At 68.5% G+C, this 15,824-nt stretch carries 12 protein-coding genes, 1 tRNA gene and 1 pseudogene; 7 read left to right on the top strand and 7 right to left on the bottom strand.

The features are described 5' to 3' along the window. Positions 1-165: 165 nt before the first annotated feature. The 5 genes from Microterr_RS02605 to Microterr_RS02585 are packed head-to-tail and all read right to left on the bottom strand — an operon-like array spanning position 166 to position 8,400. Entirely contained in the window at positions 166-2,664 is a 2,499-nt protein-coding gene (locus tag Microterr_RS02605; protein WP_263796298.1) for an ATP-dependent helicase, read from the bottom strand. A gap of 41 nt (positions 2,665-2,705) precedes the next feature. Further along, positions 2,706-3,473, bottom strand: a complete 768-nt coding sequence (gene ppk2 / locus Microterr_RS02600) for a polyphosphate kinase 2 (RefSeq protein WP_263796300.1) — start codon at positions 3,471-3,473, stop codon at positions 2,706-2,708. A gap of 47 nt (positions 3,474-3,520) precedes the next feature. Beyond that, positions 3,521-6,532 (bottom strand): hypothetical protein, encoded by a 3,012-nt coding sequence (locus Microterr_RS02595; protein WP_263796301.1) that lies wholly within the window; start codon positions 6,530-6,532, stop codon positions 3,521-3,523. A 54-nt stretch (positions 6,533-6,586) separates the two neighbouring features. After that, complete coding sequence (locus Microterr_RS02590; protein WP_263796302.1) at positions 6,587-7,369, bottom strand: ABC transporter permease; 783 nt, start codon at positions 7,367-7,369, stop codon at positions 6,587-6,589. Next, positions 7,366-8,400, bottom strand: coding sequence for an ABC transporter ATP-binding protein (locus Microterr_RS02585; protein WP_263796303.1), 1,035 nt, complete (start codon positions 8,398-8,400; stop codon positions 7,366-7,368). The genes Microterr_RS02590 and Microterr_RS02585 overlap by 4 nt, the downstream gene beginning before the upstream one ends. Before the next feature lie 61 nt (positions 8,401-8,461). Between Microterr_RS02585 and Microterr_RS02580 the strand changes: the two genes are divergently transcribed. From Microterr_RS02580 to Microterr_RS02565, 4 genes are all read left to right on the top strand, one after another. Beyond that, a complete protein-coding gene (locus tag Microterr_RS02580; protein ID WP_263796304.1) occupies positions 8,462-9,457 on the top strand; it encodes a helix-turn-helix transcriptional regulator in 996 nt (331 codons plus the stop codon). 128 nt (positions 9,458-9,585) lie between these two features. Further along, positions 9,586-9,661: transfer RNA gene (locus Microterr_RS02575), tRNA-Met, on the top strand. A gap of 169 nt (positions 9,662-9,830) precedes the next feature. Continuing rightward, a complete protein-coding gene (locus Microterr_RS02570; protein ID WP_263796306.1) occupies positions 9,831-10,262 on the top strand; it encodes a hypothetical protein in 432 nt (143 codons plus the stop codon). 63 nt (positions 10,263-10,325) lie between these two features. Then, the gene (locus tag Microterr_RS02565) at positions 10,326-10,661 is read left to right on the top strand and encodes a helix-turn-helix domain-containing protein (protein WP_263796307.1); all 336 of its coding nucleotides are present in this window, start codon (positions 10,326-10,328) and stop codon (positions 10,659-10,661) included. Between the two features lie 32 nt (positions 10,662-10,693). Here Microterr_RS02565 and Microterr_RS02560 read toward each other — a convergent pair. Beyond that, positions 10,694-11,089: pseudogene (locus tag Microterr_RS02560) on the bottom strand (tyrosine-type recombinase/integrase); the annotation flags it as partial. A 137-nt stretch (positions 11,090-11,226) separates the two neighbouring features. On the opposite strand from Microterr_RS02560, the gene Microterr_RS02555 reads away from it, so the two are divergent. Continuing rightward, positions 11,227-13,263 carry a heavy metal translocating P-type ATPase gene (locus Microterr_RS02555; protein ID WP_263796308.1) on the top strand — a complete coding sequence of 679 codons (2,037 nt, stop codon included), beginning with the start codon at positions 11,227-11,229 and terminating at the stop codon, positions 13,261-13,263. Between the two features lie 68 nt (positions 13,264-13,331). Here Microterr_RS02555 and Microterr_RS02550 read toward each other — a convergent pair whose 3' ends face one another. Next, a complete protein-coding gene (locus Microterr_RS02550) occupies positions 13,332-13,646 on the bottom strand; it encodes a YkvA family protein (protein ID WP_318528810.1) in 315 nt (104 codons plus the stop codon). A gap of 280 nt (positions 13,647-13,926) precedes the next feature. Between Microterr_RS02550 and Microterr_RS02545 the strand changes: the two genes are divergently transcribed. Together Microterr_RS02545 and Microterr_RS02540 are read left to right on the top strand one after the other, a co-directional pair. Next, positions 13,927-14,979, top strand: coding sequence for a DMT family transporter (locus tag Microterr_RS02545; RefSeq protein ID WP_263796309.1), 1,053 nt, complete (start codon positions 13,927-13,929; stop codon positions 14,977-14,979). A gap of 198 nt (positions 14,980-15,177) precedes the next feature. Next, positions 15,178-15,759 carry an N-acetyltransferase gene (locus Microterr_RS02540; RefSeq protein WP_263796311.1) on the top strand — a complete coding sequence of 194 codons (582 nt, stop codon included), beginning with the start codon at positions 15,178-15,180 and terminating at the stop codon, positions 15,757-15,759. The last annotated feature ends 65 nt before the right edge of the window (positions 15,760-15,824 follow it).

Below are 15,824 nucleotides of genomic sequence, written 5' to 3'. Positions count from 1 at the left end.
TCGTCGCCCCCCAGCTCCGGGCGTCAATGCCCGATCCCCATGACGAGTGTCAGTCCCCAAAAATGCACTCGTGGGCATATGAATATCACAGGAATCGGGTCCCGCGACAGAGGGATCTTGCTCAGCCGACCTTTCCGGGCGTCAAACGCCCCGGATCGGGACGAATCAGACCTTCTCGATCGGCGCGATCTTGATCAGCAGCTTCTTCGCGCCGACCTTGTCGAACCGCACATGCGCGACGCGCTTCGCGCCCTCGCCGGTGACAGCATCCACGCGTCCTTCGCCGAAATCGTCATGGCGGATGCGGTCGCCCGCGGCGAGCTCCATGTCGCCGTTGTCGCGCACCTTGGCCGGGATGCGGTTCGCGAACTGCTCGATGGAGCCCGAGCGCTCGCGCCTGGGCAGCGGAACGAGATCGTCGCCGTACCGGGACCCGCCCGAGCCACCTGAGCCGCCGAACCCGCCGCGGCGCGCGTTGAGCGCGCGCGACTGCGTGCCGCCGCGCGAGTTCACGTCGCCCGGCGACTGACGCCAGTGCATGAGCTCGACCGGGATCTCCTGCAGGAACCGGCTCGGCATCGCCACCGATACCTCGCCGAACTGCGCCCGGGTCATCGCCAGCGACAGGTACAGGCGCTTCCGGGCGCGGGTGATGCCCACGTAGAACAGTCGCCGCTCCTCCTGCGGCCCACCGGGCTCGCCCGCCGAGATGCGGTGCGGAATGAGGTCTTCCTCCACCCCGGTGAGGAACACCGCGTCGTACTCGAGGCCCTTCGCGGTGTGCAGCGTCATGAGCGAGACCGAGCCGGACGAATCCTCCAGGTCGTCCGCATCGGAGACCAGTGCGACCTCGGTGAGGAAGTCGAGGACGGTGCCCTCCGGGTTGTTGCGCGCGAACTCGCGGGCGACGGCGACCAGCTCGTCGAGGTTCTCCAGCCGCGCCTCGTCCTGCGCGTCCTTGCTCGCACGCAGAGCGTCGCGGTAGCCCGACTTGTTGAGCAGGAGCGAAAGCCCGTCGGCGACGGCGGTCGGCGGCGCGAGCTCGCCCGACGTGGGCAGCATCAGCGCGGAGGCCTCCGCGAGCACGGCGTCGAGGTGCGCGATCGATGCCTGGATCTTCGGACCGACCCCGAGGGAGGTCGAATTGGCGAGCGCGTCGCGGAATGTGATGCGCTCGTCGACGGCGTAGCGCGCGATCGTCTCGATGGTCACGTCGCCGATTCCCCGCCGCGGCCGGTTGATGATGCGGCGCAGCGCCATCTCATCTGCCGGGTTGGCGACCGCGATGAGGTACGCGAGCGCATCCTTGATCTCGGCGCGCTCGTAGAACTTCGTGCCGCCCATGATCTTGTAGGGCACGGCGGCCCGGATGAAGATCTCTTCGATCGCACGGGACTGCGAGTTGGTGCGGTAGAAGACGGCCATCTCGGAGTAGTCGATGCCGGCGCGTCGCAGCGCGTCGACTTCGTCGGCGATGAACTGCGCCTCGTCGTGCTGCGAGTAGCCGGTGAAGCCGATGATCTTCTCGCCCGCGCCGACGTCGGTCCAGAGCTTCTTGTCCTTGCGGTCGAAGTTGTTGCCGATCACGGCGTTCGCGGCGGTCAGGATGTTCTGCGTGGAGCGGTAGTTCTGCTCGAGCAGCACCACGCGCGCGCCGGGGAAGTCGCGCTCGAACTCGCTGATGTTGCGGATGTCGGCGCCGCGGAACGCGTAGATCGACTGGTCGGAGTCACCGACGACGGTGAGCGATGCACCGTCGGACTCGGACCCGCCACCGCTTGCCGAGCCGCCCCCGCTCACTGAGCCCGTCGAAGTGTCCGGCCCCCAGATCATCATCCCATTCGACGCCTCGACGGGCTCGGCTCCGGATGCGCCGGAAAGCGGCCGGGTCAGCTCATGGATGAGCGCGTACTGCGCGTGGTTCGTGTCCTGATACTCGTCGACCAGGATGTGCCGGAACCGGCGGCGGTAGACGTCAGCCACGTGAGGGAAGGCGCGGAAGAGGAACACGACCTGCCCGATGAGGTCGTCGAAGTCGAACGCGTTCGCCCGCTGCAGCTCGCGCTGGTAGTCGCCGAAGATCTCGACGAACAGCCGCTCGGCAGGGTCGGAGAGATTCGCCGACCGCGCGTACGACTCGGCATCGGCGAGCTCGTTCTTGAGCTTGGAGATCTTGCCCTGCACGGACGCTGGGGTGAGGCCGTACGCGTCGGCCTCATGCTGCTTCACGAGCCGCTTGATGAGGGCGCGTGAATCGCCGGAGTCGTAGATCGTGAACGCCTTGGTGAAGCCGAACTGCTCGGCCTCGCGGCGGAGGATCCGCACGCACGCGGAGTGGAACGTCGAGATCCACATGCCCTGCGACGCGTCGCCGACGAGGTGGGCGACGCGCTCGCGCATCTCGCCTGCGGCCTTGTTGGTGAAGGTGATGGCGAGGATCTGGCTCGGCCACGCCTCACGGCCGCGGAGGAGGGATGCGATGCGCCGCGTCAGCACGCTGGTCTTGCCCGATCCGGCGCCCGCGACGATCAGCAGCGCCGGACCGCGGTAGGTCACTGCTTCGCGCTGCTGGGGGTTGAGCCCCTCGAGAAGGTCTTCGTCGGGGCGTCCGCCGCGCGGGCCCGCATCCCCGCCGACGATGATGGGCGTGGAACCGTCACTCATGTCCCTACGAGTCTAGGCGCGCCCGCCGACAGCCGTTCCCGTCAATAGGCCTCCGGCACGAACCGGTACGGGTAGTCGGGGTCGACGTAGTCGCCCTTCTCCTGACGGGCCGGAAGCACGATCTCCTCCTGCGGGAGGGGCTCGTGCGGGATCTGGGAGAGCAGGTGGGCGATGACGTTCAGCCGCGCCCTCTCCTTGTCGTCCGAGATCGCGACGTGCCACGGCGCATGCTCGGTGTCGGTGACTCGGAACATGTCGTCGCGGGCGCGGGAGTAGTCGTACCAGCGGTTGTACGACTTGAGGTCCATGGGCGAGAGCTTCCAGGTCTTCCTGCCGTCGTTGATGCGGTCCTCGAGCCGGCGCGTCTGCTCCTCCGGGCTCACGTCGAGCCAGTACTTGAGGAGGATGATGCCCGCATCGACCACCGCCTGCTCGAACGCCGGCGTCTGGCGCAGGAACGCGAGCGAGGTCGCCTCGTCGGTGAATCCCATCACGCGCTCGACACCCGCGCGGTTGTACCAGCTGCGGTCGAAGATGACGACCTCGCCAGCGGCCGGGAAGTACTGCAGGTAGCGCTGCATGTACATCTGGGTCTGCTCGCGCTCATTGGGCGCGGACAGCGCGACCACGCGGAACACCCGGGGGCTGACCCGCTCGGTGAGCGCCTTGATGACCCCACCCTTGCCTGCCCCGTCACGGCCCTCGAACACCACGACGACCTTGAGTCCGGCGTGCTTGACCCACTCCTGCAGCTCGACCAACTCGACATGAAGCTTCTTGAGCTCCTTCTCGTACTGCTTCTTCTTCATGCCGCCCTCCCCGTCAACCCGCGACACGGGCGGGCGTGCCCGTCAGCTTAGACCCGGTCTCGACGACCCCACCGCAGTGACAGCAGCACGCCCGTGACCGCGAGCGCGAGGCCGACGCCGAAGGCGACCCACGCGGCGTCGCCGGGGATCTCCAGATAGGTCGTGATGCCGAGGATGCGGGACAGCCCCCACGGAAGCAGCCCCATCTGGTCGTTCCAGACGGTGAGCGCCTGCTCGAGTCCCACGACCGCCACGACGAGGGACGGGACGGCGAGCCCTGCACCGACCGCACCGAGGACGACGCCGGTCGCGCGCCGCCGGCCTATCTGCACGGACATCGCCCAGCCCGCCGCGATGAACACCCACACGAACAGTGAGAACGCGACGGCGATGTAGACCACGCGAAGCACGGGGTCGGTCCAGAAGGCGAACCAGTAGCCGCCGGGCCCTGTGAACGACAGCGCGAACAGCGTGACGATGCAGCGGAGCACCACGACGCCGCCGACGGACGCGATCAGCGGCCACGGCGATCTTCCCGATCCGAGCAGCAGGCGCGCGATGAGCGCGAACACCGCCCACGCGCCGAGGACAACCGCGAGCTGCGTCCACGACAGGAACGACGTCTGCACCGCCCGGGTGGCGATGAGCAGGGCTGCCGGCACGCCGAGGATCAGCACCTGGTCGAGCGTCAGCATCCCGAGTGTCGATTCGCGAGCACGCCACGGCCGGGTCGAGGCCACCCACGATGCCCGCGCGGCCGCCGCCCCCGGCTTGCCGACGAGGCTGGTGCGGGTCGCCAGCATACCGATGAACAGCCACGCCAGCGCGAGCACGAGCAGCACGCGTGCGGTCCATGCCATCGCCAGGTCGCGGTCGGCGCGCTGGACGCCGAGTTCGGCCGCGGTGAGGTTCCACGCGGGGTGGTCCACGTCGCCCTGGTAGGCCGCGAGGTGCTCGTCGGCGAGCGCCATGTAGGCGTCGCGCGCCGTCTCCCACTGGGCGTGCACGTCGGCCGAGCCGGTGTCGTGCCACTGCGCCTGACGGAGGAACATCTCCCGGTAGGACGCGAGCAGTCTCAGGGTGTCGGCCTCGTAGGCGAGGGCGCTCGTGAACGCCTCCCGCAGAGCGGGGTCGTGCCAGGTGTCGGGGTCGGTGCCCTCGACGAGCGCGAGCATGTCCTCCGCGGTGGCGACGGCATCCTTCCCGAGCGCGATCGTCTCGTCGACACGGTCGCCCCCGATGATGGCGTACAGCACGTCGAGCGTCGCCGAGTCTCCGGTGAGGATGTCCCACTCGAACAGCCACATCTGAGGCGGCGGCTCGAGCCCGATCGCGAAGGTGCGCTGCTCGGCGAACGGCTCCAGGTACAGCCCCTGTGTGATCGCCTGCCGCGACAGCGCCATCGCCTCGGCGATCGCCGTCACGGTCCGCGGATCACTCGAGAACCACTCCCGCGCCCAGTCGACCGTGACCTGCCCCACGTCGGTCCCGGGGTCGCGGGCGAGCGCCGCCGACACCTGGGTGTTGAGCGAGTACAGCTGCCAGAAGCCGGCCTTGAGGTACAGCGACATCGGACCCGCCCGCCACGGGCCGCCGTCCTGCGTCCAGGTCCAGATGCCCTCGATCTGCGGGTTGTCGGCGAGCAGCGTCTGGAGCGCCCATTGGTACTCGGGACCGAGGTCGTTCGCGAACGACCCGAACGCTTCGAACTCGCGCCGGCTCTGGAACTCCACGATCCTGCGCTGGTCGCCGGTCGCGAGCGTGTCGTTCAGGGGCAGCCAGCTGTAGAAGTCACCGAGCGTGAACTTCGTCGACACGATCAGCGCGGGCGAATCGAGCCCCTCGAGCACGGCGTGATACGACGCCGCGTCCGTGTGCATGTCGCCGACGTCGCCGATGCCGACGCTCCAGGTGCGGAAGACCACCTCGCGCCCGGTCTGCTCGGCCTGCGCCGTGTACGCGTCCAGCATCGTGCGCACCGCGGCGGTCGTGCGCACCGCGATCGCCGAGTAGTAGTCCCAGCCGGGCTCCTGGTAGACCTCGCCGCCCTCGCCGATGCGGATGAGGATGCCGGACAGCGCGGGCTCGGCCTCGTACAGCTCGTGGAGCCCCGCCGTGTAGACGGACCACAGCTCGGGGTTCTCGGTGTCGAGCGAGCCGAAGCGGTCGACGAGGTAGTCCTCGAGCTCGGGCGTCAGGGTGGGCATGTCCGTGCGCAGGAACACCTTGACCCCGAGGTCCTGGGCGCGATCCCAGAACGGCCCGAACGCCTCACGCAGAGCGAGCGCCCGCGCGACGTGCGGGTCGCCGTCGGGGTAGACGCCGTCGACACCGGCGAAGGTGGTGAATTCGACGAAACCCGGCCAGGCGACGGCGTTGTAGCCGTCGGAGAGGATCGCCCCCAGGAACTCGTCCCAGTCGTCGTACGCCTCGGCGAGCGCGGCCTGGTCGATGTACGGGTCGTCCTCGAGATACACGTCCTCGAAGGCGCGTGACACGTGCGAGTAGTCGGTGCCGTCGACCCACTGGGCCGGATCCGGGTCGACCCCGACGGCGCCGAGGTCGGCCATGCGGAACGACAGAGCGGATGCCGTCGCCTCCCCGACCAGGTCGGTGACCGCCCGGCCGGCCCGGATCGCGGCGGCGAGGTCGTAGATCGCCCGTACCGCGCCGGCTTCCTGCCCCGCGTCGATGACGAGGGATGCGGCGTCCCCGGTGACCCGGTAGTCATCGGCGGCGGCGTCGCCGTCAGCGGGTGGCGGAGTGACGGCGAGGGTCGCCTGGCCGACGCGTGCGGGGGCGTCGGCGACCGCGTCGCGCAGCTCGGCCACGGCGACCTCGTAACGTGCGCCGTCGGGGACGGTGATCGAGGTGAACTCCGGCGGCGCGACGGCCTCGGCGACCGCGGGGACGACCGGGTCGGCCGGTGTCATCTGCGCCGAGGGCTCCGTGCGGATGCCGAGCGCGTCGCCGACGACGACGCCGACCCCGACGCTCACGGCCACCAGGACCATGGCGGTCGCGACAGCGAGGATGCCTCGCCGTCGCGCCGTCGTCATGGGATCACGCTACCTGGTCGCGCCCCGGCAGCCGTGCACGCGACTCTGCCGCACTCAGCTGCTCTTGTGGATCGCGCGGACCCCGGCCCACAACCCGACCGCGGCGAGGGCGAGCGCCGAGATCCAGCCCCACATCACCGCGGATGCCCCGAGGTCGCCGACGAACAGCGCGCGCTCTGCCTGCACGACCCAGTTGACCGGGTTGACGGCCGCGACCGCCTGCATCCAGCCGGGCCCCTCATCAAGGGGCAGCAGCATCCCGGAGAGGATCATCAGCGGGAAGATCAGCGTCTGCTGCACACCCCAGAACAGCCACTCGCGGTCCTTGGTCTTCAGAGCGAGGGTGTACGAGAGCGAGCCGAGCCCCACGCCGAACACCGCGAGGAGTGCGAGCCCGATCACCATGCCCGCGGGGTTCACGGTGAACCCGAACGGCCAGGCGATGAGCACGATGATCAGCGACTGCACCACGATCGGCGCGATCTCCTTCAGGGCGCGGCCGACGAGCAGCGAGGAGCGCGCCAGCGGCGCCACCAGGGTGCGCTCGTGCGAGCCGGTCATCATCTCGTACTGCAGGTTGGAGCCGGTGGCACCCGTGCCGAACAGCACGATCATGACCAGGACTCCCGGCACGAACCACTGCAGCGTCTCGCCGACGGGGGCGCCGGACTGGCCGACCAGCAGGGGCCCGAACAGGCCGAGGAAGATCAGCGGCTGCACCAGGCTGAAGATCAGCGTGAATGGGTCGCGCACGACCGGCTTGAGCTCACGTGTGAGGACATGCCAGGTGTCGCGGGCCGGATTGGCCCGCACGGCGGTGTCGATGGGGGCGGTCATCGGTCTGCTCCTGCCTTCTCGGTCTGTGCGCCTGCATCCGGATCCGGCTCCACAGGATCGGTCGCTGAGCCTGTCTCGCGCAGGGTGCGGCCGGTGAGCGCGAGGAACACGTCGTCGAGCGTCGGGGGCACGCCCGTCGCTGAGCGCACGGTCAGCCCTGCTGCGTCGAGCGCGCGCACGGCGGCGGGCAGCAGGGCGTCGCCGTCGGGGGCCGTGACGGTGACGGATGCCGCAGCATCCCGTCGCACATCGCGATCCGTGAGCGTCCGCACGACGTCGAGCGCCCGATCGGCGTCGGCGGGAGAGTCGAACCCGAAAGTGACGACGTCGCCGGCGAGCTCGGCCTTCAGCGTGCTCGCGGTGTCGTCGGCGATCACGCGGCCCTTGTCCATCACCATCACGCGCTCGGCGTAGCGGTCAGCCTCTTCCAGGTAGTGGGTGGTGAGGAACACGGTGGTGCCGTGCTGTGCCCGCAGATCGATGATGTGCTGCCACAGGTTGGCGCGGCTCTGCGGGTCGAGCCCCGTGGACGGCTCGTCGAGGAACAGCAGCGGCGGGGCGTGCATGAGTCCGAGGGCGACATCGAGCCGGCGCTTCTGCCCGCCGGAGAGCTGCTGCACCGTGCGCGTGGCGAACGAGGCGAGATCGAGCGACTCGATCAGCTCGTCCGCTCGGGCACGGGCGGCCGGCTTGGCCATGCCGTAGAACGCGCCCTGGCTGATCAGCTCGTCGCGCACCCGCTGGGCGAAGCTGCCGCTCGTGAGCTGGCCGACGTAGCCGATGCGCGCGCGGACCTCGGCCGGCTGTCTGAGGATGTCGAAGCCGACGACGGACGCGGTGCCCGAGGTCGGCGGGATCAGTGTGGTCAGCATGCGCAGACTCGTCGACTTTCCTGCGCCGTTAGGGCCCAGGAAGGCCACGAGCTCGCCGCGGGCCACCTGGAAGGTGAGGTCGGTGACGGCCTCGACGGTCTTCTTCTTCACGGTGAAGCGCTTGGTGAGCCCGCGCGCTTCGATGATCGGTTCGGTCATGACGACACGGTAGGACGGTTTGCGGACAGATTCGGTCCGCAATAGATGGGATTATTCGGTCATGTCCGATACGACGTCGCGGGCCCTCTCGCTCCTCAATCTGCTGCAGACGCACCGCCACTGGCCGGGCGCAGAGCTCGCGAGCCGGATGGGGGTGACCGAGCGCACCGTCCGTCGCGATGTCGAGCGGCTGCGCGATCTCGGGTACCGGATCGAGTCCAGCCCCGGCGCGGCCGGCGGTTACCGGCTCGAGGCGGGCAGCGCGGTGCCCCCGCTGCTCCTCACCGATGAAGAGGCCGTGGCGATGGCGATCGGGCTGCGGGTGGCCGCATCCCAGCGCCTGGTGAGCGGGCCGGAGACGACGCTGACCGCGCTCGCGAAGCTCGAGCAGGTGCTGCCGGCGCCCCTGCGCCGGCGCGTGTCGGCCCTCGCCGAGGCCGTGCAGCCGACCGGACTCAACGCCGGCGCGGCCGTCTCGAGTGAGGTGCTCGGCGATCTCGCCCTCGCCTGCCGCGACGGCGAGCGCGTGCGCTTCCGCTACACCGCCGCCTCCGGCGAGGTGACCGTGCGGCGCGTCGAGCCGCACTCGCTGGCACCGGCCGACCGGCACTGGTATCTGCTGTGCTGGGATCTCGACCGCGACGACTGGCGCACGTTCCGGGTGGACCGGCTCGCCGACGTGCAGCACACGCGCGTGCTGTTCCCCCGGCGCGAGCTGACCCCCGATCAGGTGGAGGAGTTCATCACGGTCGCCCGGTCGTGGGTGCGGCAGCCGGTCGAGGCCGATGCCGTCATGGAGCTTCCGCTCGACGAGATGCGCGCATGGTTCGGGCAGTGGGGGCAGGGCGCCGAAGCAGAGGATGCTGCGCACACGCGATGGCCGGTGGGAGGCGCCGACTGGCGCGAGACGATGTACGGGCTGTCGTGGATCCCCGCCGGCGTCGAGTACACCACCGATCTCGCCGAGCCCTCGCGCGGCGAGGTGCGCGAGATGCTGGAGCGGATGCTGCGGGCCCTCGCCGCTCCCCCGCCCCCGCCGCGCGTCGCGGGTCGCTGAGCGCCCTTCGACAGGCTCAGGAACCGCGAGCGAGACGAAGGGCCCCCGGTCGTCACACGGCGTCGCACAGAGCAACCGCCCGTCACGCTCGGGCCGGATGTCGTGGCCGCCGATTAGCGTGGGGTCATCGCGGCGATCCGGGTGGTCCCGGGCTCCGGTTCATACCCGGAAGCGTTGCGGGTTCGACTCCCGCCGTCGCGTCCACTTTTGAAGGGCCGCGATCCCAGTGTTTACAAGGGATCGCGGCCCTTCGTGGTTTCGTCAGAAGTGGTTTTGCCCACACTTTGCCCACACTTTTCGAGGCCGCCAAAGGAAGATCGACACCCCGGTGCGTCAGGACGTCCGTGTCAGTCCTCCCGCCTACGATCAACAAGTGAGCAACTGGACCGTCGAACTCTTCGATGCGAAGCAGTTCGATCGCTTCGTCAAGAAGCTCGGGCGGTACGAGGAAGTTGTTCTGTTCGCGGCCATCGATCATTTCTTGAAGCCTCTGGGCCAGGACATCTGCAATGGCGAGTGGGGCAAGGCGCTCGGCGAGGGACTGTTCGAGTTCCGTGTGCGCCGATCTCTTTCAGCCATCTACAGTGCTGCCGGACTCGACGAGACCGATCTTCCAGACGACATCAAGACCCCGCATCGAGAGGTTCTCCTTCGCGTCTTCTGCACCTTTCACGGCTCCAGGATCGTTCTGATCCTGAGCGGTTACGACAAGAGGAGGGATCCGTCCCCGAGGCGGCAGCAACGTGAGATCACGAAGGCGCGATCCTTGCTGAAGAGGTGGAAGGAACAACAGAAGCGGTCTTGAGGTTCTATGTGCCATGACCCATAATCGGGTGACGGCTTACGCTGAGGCACATCTGGAGACATCATGACCACCTCGTTCGAGGACTACGCCAGCAGGCGCAAGTCTCGTTGGAGCGCCGGCCAGCGGGCGGCGTACGAGGTCGCCGAACAGGTCTTCACCGACGAGCGTGAGAGCCACCTCGCCTTGGGCGCGGACCTCGCGGCCCGGCGCAACGAGCTGAACCTGTCCCAGCCGCGTCTCGCCGAGCTGTCAGGTGTTCAGCAGAGCGAGATCAGCCGGATCGAGCGCGGGGTTGCAAACCCCACCCTCTCGACGATTGATCGCCTCTCACGCGCCTTGGGCTTGCGGGTCGTGCTGACGACGTCCGAAGCACCCGACCGACACCACGTATCCGCCTGAGCTCATTCACTTCGCGGGCTATCGCCGTGGAGCTACTGACCAGAGGCGATCGCCCGGCTCCGCGCCTCGTTCAGCGACGCCGACACGGTATCCAGGTCGTCGTCGAACAGATCCGCGTAGACATCCAGAGTCATCGCCGCCGATGCGTGGCCCAGCATCCGCTGCACCGCCTTCACGTTCGCGCCCGAGCTGATCGCGAGCGACGCGGCGGTGTGGCGCAGGTCGTGCACGGTCATCCGCTCGAGGCCTGCAGCATCCAGTGCCGTCATGAACCATGATCGCGACGCTCCCGACGAGCGCGGACGGCCGAGGTAGCCGACACCATCACCGAAGAGCAGACCGTCGCGCGGCTTGCCCTCGCACAGCCTCGCGATCGGCAGCTCGAGGAACTCCGGGTAGGGCACCGATCGCACCTCGTGCGTCTTCGGCTGGAATACCCCCATGGGGTATCCCGTTATACCCTTCTGCACATCCTTGCAGGGACGGATGCACCGAGGAGGACTTCGCCATGACGGATCCACATGCGGCGCGCGACATAGCCGTCAACCACGATCACACAGCTCAAATGGCTCACGACACCGGGCACAGCGAGCACAGCGCACATGGCGGTCACGGCGCCGACCATGTCGCGCAGTTCCGGCGCCTGTTCTGGATCAACCTGCTCCTCGCGATCCCGGTGGTCGGGTTCTCAAGCATGTTCGCAGTGCTGATCGGCTACTCGCTGCCGGAGCTTCCCGGTGTTCAACTGATATCGCCGATCCTCGGGACGGTCATGTACGTCTGGGGCGGGTGGCCGTTCCTGACCGGGGCGGTCAGTGAACTCCGCGCCCGCAAGCCCGGCATGATGCTGCTGATCGGCCTGGCGATCACCGTCGCCTTCGTCGCCTCGTGGGGCGCCAGCCTCGGTCTGCTGGATCACGAGCTCGAGTTCTGGTGGGAACTCGCGCTGCTGATCGTCATCATGCTCCTCGGCCACTGGATCGAGATGCGGTCGCTGGCACAGACCACGTCGGCATTGGATTCGCTCGCGGCACTGCTTCCGGATGAGGCCGAACGGGTCGAAGGCGACCGCGTCGTGACGGTGGCACCGTCTGCCCTGCGGGTGGGTGATGTGGTCGTGGTCCGCCCAGGCGGCAGCATCCCCGCCGACGGAAGGATCGTCGACGGCCGCGCAGACATGGACGAGTCGATGGTCACCGGCGAGTCCCGCACCGTTGCACGTGGCATCGGCGAACCGGTCACCGCGGGCACGGTCGCCACCGACTCTGGCCTGCGCGTTGAGGTCACCGCGACGGGAGAGGACACGACTCTCGCCGGTATACAGCGGCTCGTCGCCGAGGCGCAGACCTCCACGTCGCGTGCCCAGCGCATCGCGGACCGTGCCGCGGGTTGGCTGTTCTGGTTCGCTCTGAGCGCCGCCGCGCTGACCGCGATCGTCTGGACGCTGCTGGGAAACCCCGATGCGGCGGTTGTCCGTACGATCACCGTTCTCGTGATCGCCTGCCCTCACGCGCTCGGACTCGCGATCCCGCTGGTCGTCGCGATCGCCACCGAACGTGCCGCGCGCGGCGGGGTGCTCATCAAAGATCGGCTCGCACTGGAGAGCATGCGCACGATCGACACAGTGCTCTTCGACAAGACCGGCACACTTACGAAGGGCGAGCCGACCGTGACCGCCGTCGCACCCCAGGGTGACATCGACGCCGACACGGTCCTCGCACTCGCAGCCGCAGCCGAAGCCGACAGCGAGCACCCGCTCGCGAAGGCCATCGTGCGAGCCGCGACCGACCGCGGCCTCGGGATCGCCGCAGCGACCGGATTCTCGTCATCGCCGGCGGTCGGCGTCGTAGCGACCGTCGAGGGCCGGCAGATCCACGTCGGAGGACCGCGTCTGCTCGAGGGCGTCGGCGCCGGCGAGGTCTCGGCCGCGGCCCAGTGGAGCCGCGACGGTGCGATCGTCCTCCACGTCGTGCGTGACGGAGTGGTGATCGGCGGGTTGAAGCTCGCCGACGAGATCCGCCCAGAATCGAGCCAGGCGGTCGACGCGCTGCACAGGCTGGGCATCCAGGTGGTCATGATCACGGGCGACGCGGACGCCGTCGCCCGGTCGGTCGGGCGGGATCTCGGCGTGGACCGCGTCTTCGCCGGCGTACGCCCCGAGGACAAGTCCGCGAAGGTCGCCGAACTCCAGCGCGAGGGCCGTCGGATCGCGATGGTCGGAGACGGCGTCAATGACGCACCCGCCCTCGCGCAAGCCGACGTCGGCATCGCGATCGGCGCCGGCACCGACGTCGCGATAGCCTCCGCCGGCGTGATCCTCGCCAGCGACGACCCTCGTTCAGTGCTGTCGGTCATCGAGCTCTCGAGGGCCAGCTACCGAAAGATGAAGCAGAACCTGTGGTGGGCAGCCGGCTACAACCTGATCGCCGTTCCCCTCGCCGCGGGGGTTCTCGCGCCGTTCGGTTTCGTGCTGCCCATGTCGGTCGGCGCCATCCTGATGTCCTTGTCCACCGTCGTCGTGGCACTCAACGCACAGGTTCTTCGGCGCCTCGACCTGGGACCGGAGGCGAGCGTCCAGGCGATTCTGGATCGGCAAGCCTGACCGCTCGACCGAGGCGCCGCTTCAGCGGAAGCACAACCCGCTACAGATATGGCCGCAGAGCACGCCCGCTACGCTCTCGCTGTGGGAGGGCTCGACGGCAGTCCTGCGAGTTTGAGCACGCCCGCGAGGCCCTCGGGACTTCCCGGCCAGTGACGCTCGACCGCGCCCATGCCAGCATGACGAATCGCGAATCGCAAGACGATCGCAACTACGACAGCATCATCGGCGAACCCGAGCACCGGAATGAAGTCCGGCACGAGATCAAAAGGCAACAGCAAATACGACAGCAGCCCCAGCAACCACCACCGAGTCGCGCGAGGCACCGAACGATCGAACGCAAGGCGCTTCACCAGCCGAATGACGTCGGGGACGACCCGCATCATTGCTCGCCAATCGACGGATGATCCCGTTCGCCGCTGCTACACCCACAGCGACCCGATCAACACCGACCACAACAGCACCAGCCCACCGACCACGCCGAGCACGACAATCAGCCACTCAGGCATCGCACTCCTTTCGCAATCAGTGGCTCAGTCTGGACGATCGACCGCAACTCGCCAAGATCCCTTGACAAACCATAGAAGGGGGTTCGGCCCCGTCTCGCGATCGTTCCCTGGGATCCGACCCGGGACAGCACGAGTTCCTGGGTGGGACACTCGAAGCATGCTCCGCAACGCCTTTTCCAACCGTGGCGTGCAGGCGGCGTTGCTGGCTGCGCTGCTGTTCGGGGCGGGCACCCCGCTAGCGAAGCTGCTGCTCGGCGGAGAGGTCAGCCCGTGGCTGCTGGCCGGGTTGCTCTACTGTGGCTCAGGGATCGGGTTGGGCATCCTCCGCCTGACCACCCGCGCACCACGGGTCCGGCTCGCGCGAGGGGAACTCCTGCCGCTCGCCGGCGCGATTCTCAGCGGCGGCATCATCGCCCCCGTGCTGCTGATGGTCGGCCTCTCGAACATGCCCGCCTCCGGCGCATCCCTGCTGCTGAACGCGGAAGGTGTCTGCACCGCACTGTTGGCATGGTTCGTGTTCCGGGAGAACTTCGACCGTCGCGTCGCGCTCGGCATGGTCGCGATCGTCGCCGGCGCCGTGCTGCTGTCCATCCCCAACGGCGCAGAGCTGGGCAGCCCCTGGCCCGCCCTGGCGATCCTGGGAGCATGCTGCTTCTGGGGACTGGACAACAACCTCACCCGCAAGATCGCGCTCAATGACGCCACCTGGCTCGCCTCCGTCAAGGGACTCGTCGCGGGACCCGTCAACCTGACCCTCGCGTTCGCCCTCGGCGCCACCCTCCCCGCGGCAGCCAGCTTCGCCGCCGCACTCGTCGTCGGTTTCTTCGCCTACGGCGTCAGCCTCGCCCTGTTCATCATCGGCATGCGACACGTCGGCACGGCACGTGCTGGTGCGTACTTCTCTGTCGCCCCATTCTTCGGCGCGGTCCTCGCGATCCTGCTCGGCGACCCCGTCACCTGGCAGCTCATTGCTGCGGGCTTGCTGATGGCGCTAGGCGTGTGGCTGCACCTGACCGAACACCACCGACACGAACACACCCACGAAGCCGTCGTCCACGACCACTGGCACACCCACGACGACGAACACCACACTCACGAGCACGCGGAACCCGTCCCCGCCGGCACGCGCCACAAGCACGAGCACTCACACGAACGCCTCACCCACACCCACGAGCACTACCCCGACACCAATCACCGCCACACCCACTGAGCCGCCCAACCGCATTACAGAGCCCGGAGGAAGATTGGGCCGTCTCGCGTAATTCCGCGGTTCTCGCGCCTCTAGGCCGGATTCCTCCGGAGCCCGAGCGAGTTCGAGTCCCGCTGTCGCGTCCACTTCCTCACCGCACCCGAGGCGCGCTGGGCTGAACGCCTTCCGGTCGGCTCCACCGCGTGCCAGGGTGGCCGCATGGCGCATGTGATCAAGCCGCTCACTCCGGAGACATTCCCGGCGTGGCTGGCGCTCGCGCAGAAGCACAACGGAGTCTGGGGCGGGTGCTACTGCTCCTACTTCCACAGCGACACAGAGCAGACCGTCAAGCGCGAGTACGACGGACCGACCTTCAAGCAGCGACTCGTCGTGGAGGGCGTCGCGCATGCCGCGCTCGTCTTCGACGGCGACGACGCGATCGCGTGGTGCGAGTACGGCAGTCCCCTCGAACTGCCGAACATCTACCACCGCAAGCAGTACGACGCGGGCGAGACCCATCCCGCCCCGTGGCGCATCACCTGCTTCTTCGTCGACCGCGATCACCGCCGTTCGGGCGTGGCGCGAGAGGCACTGGACGGCGCGCTCGACCTGATCGCCCGGGCCGGCGGCGGCGAGGTAGTCTCGTTCCCGAATGAGCTCGCGGAGGGCAAGCGGACCTCGTCCTCGTTCCTCCACAACGGCACGCGGGCGATGTTCGAGAAGGCGGGCTTCACGTTCGAGCGGCACATCGGCAAGAGCAAGACCGTGATGCGCAAGACGATCCCGGCGGCCGCCGGCTGACGACCTGACGGCCGCTGTCGCCCGGAGCGGCCGTGTCGCCGGCTGATGCGATGATCCGCGAGGAC

It is taken from the genome of Microbacterium terricola (genome assembly GCF_027943945.1).
Classification (GTDB): Bacteria; Actinomycetota; Actinomycetes; order Actinomycetales; family Microbacteriaceae; genus Microbacterium; species Microbacterium terricola.
This window is presented reverse-complemented; position numbering and strand designations above follow the sequence as displayed.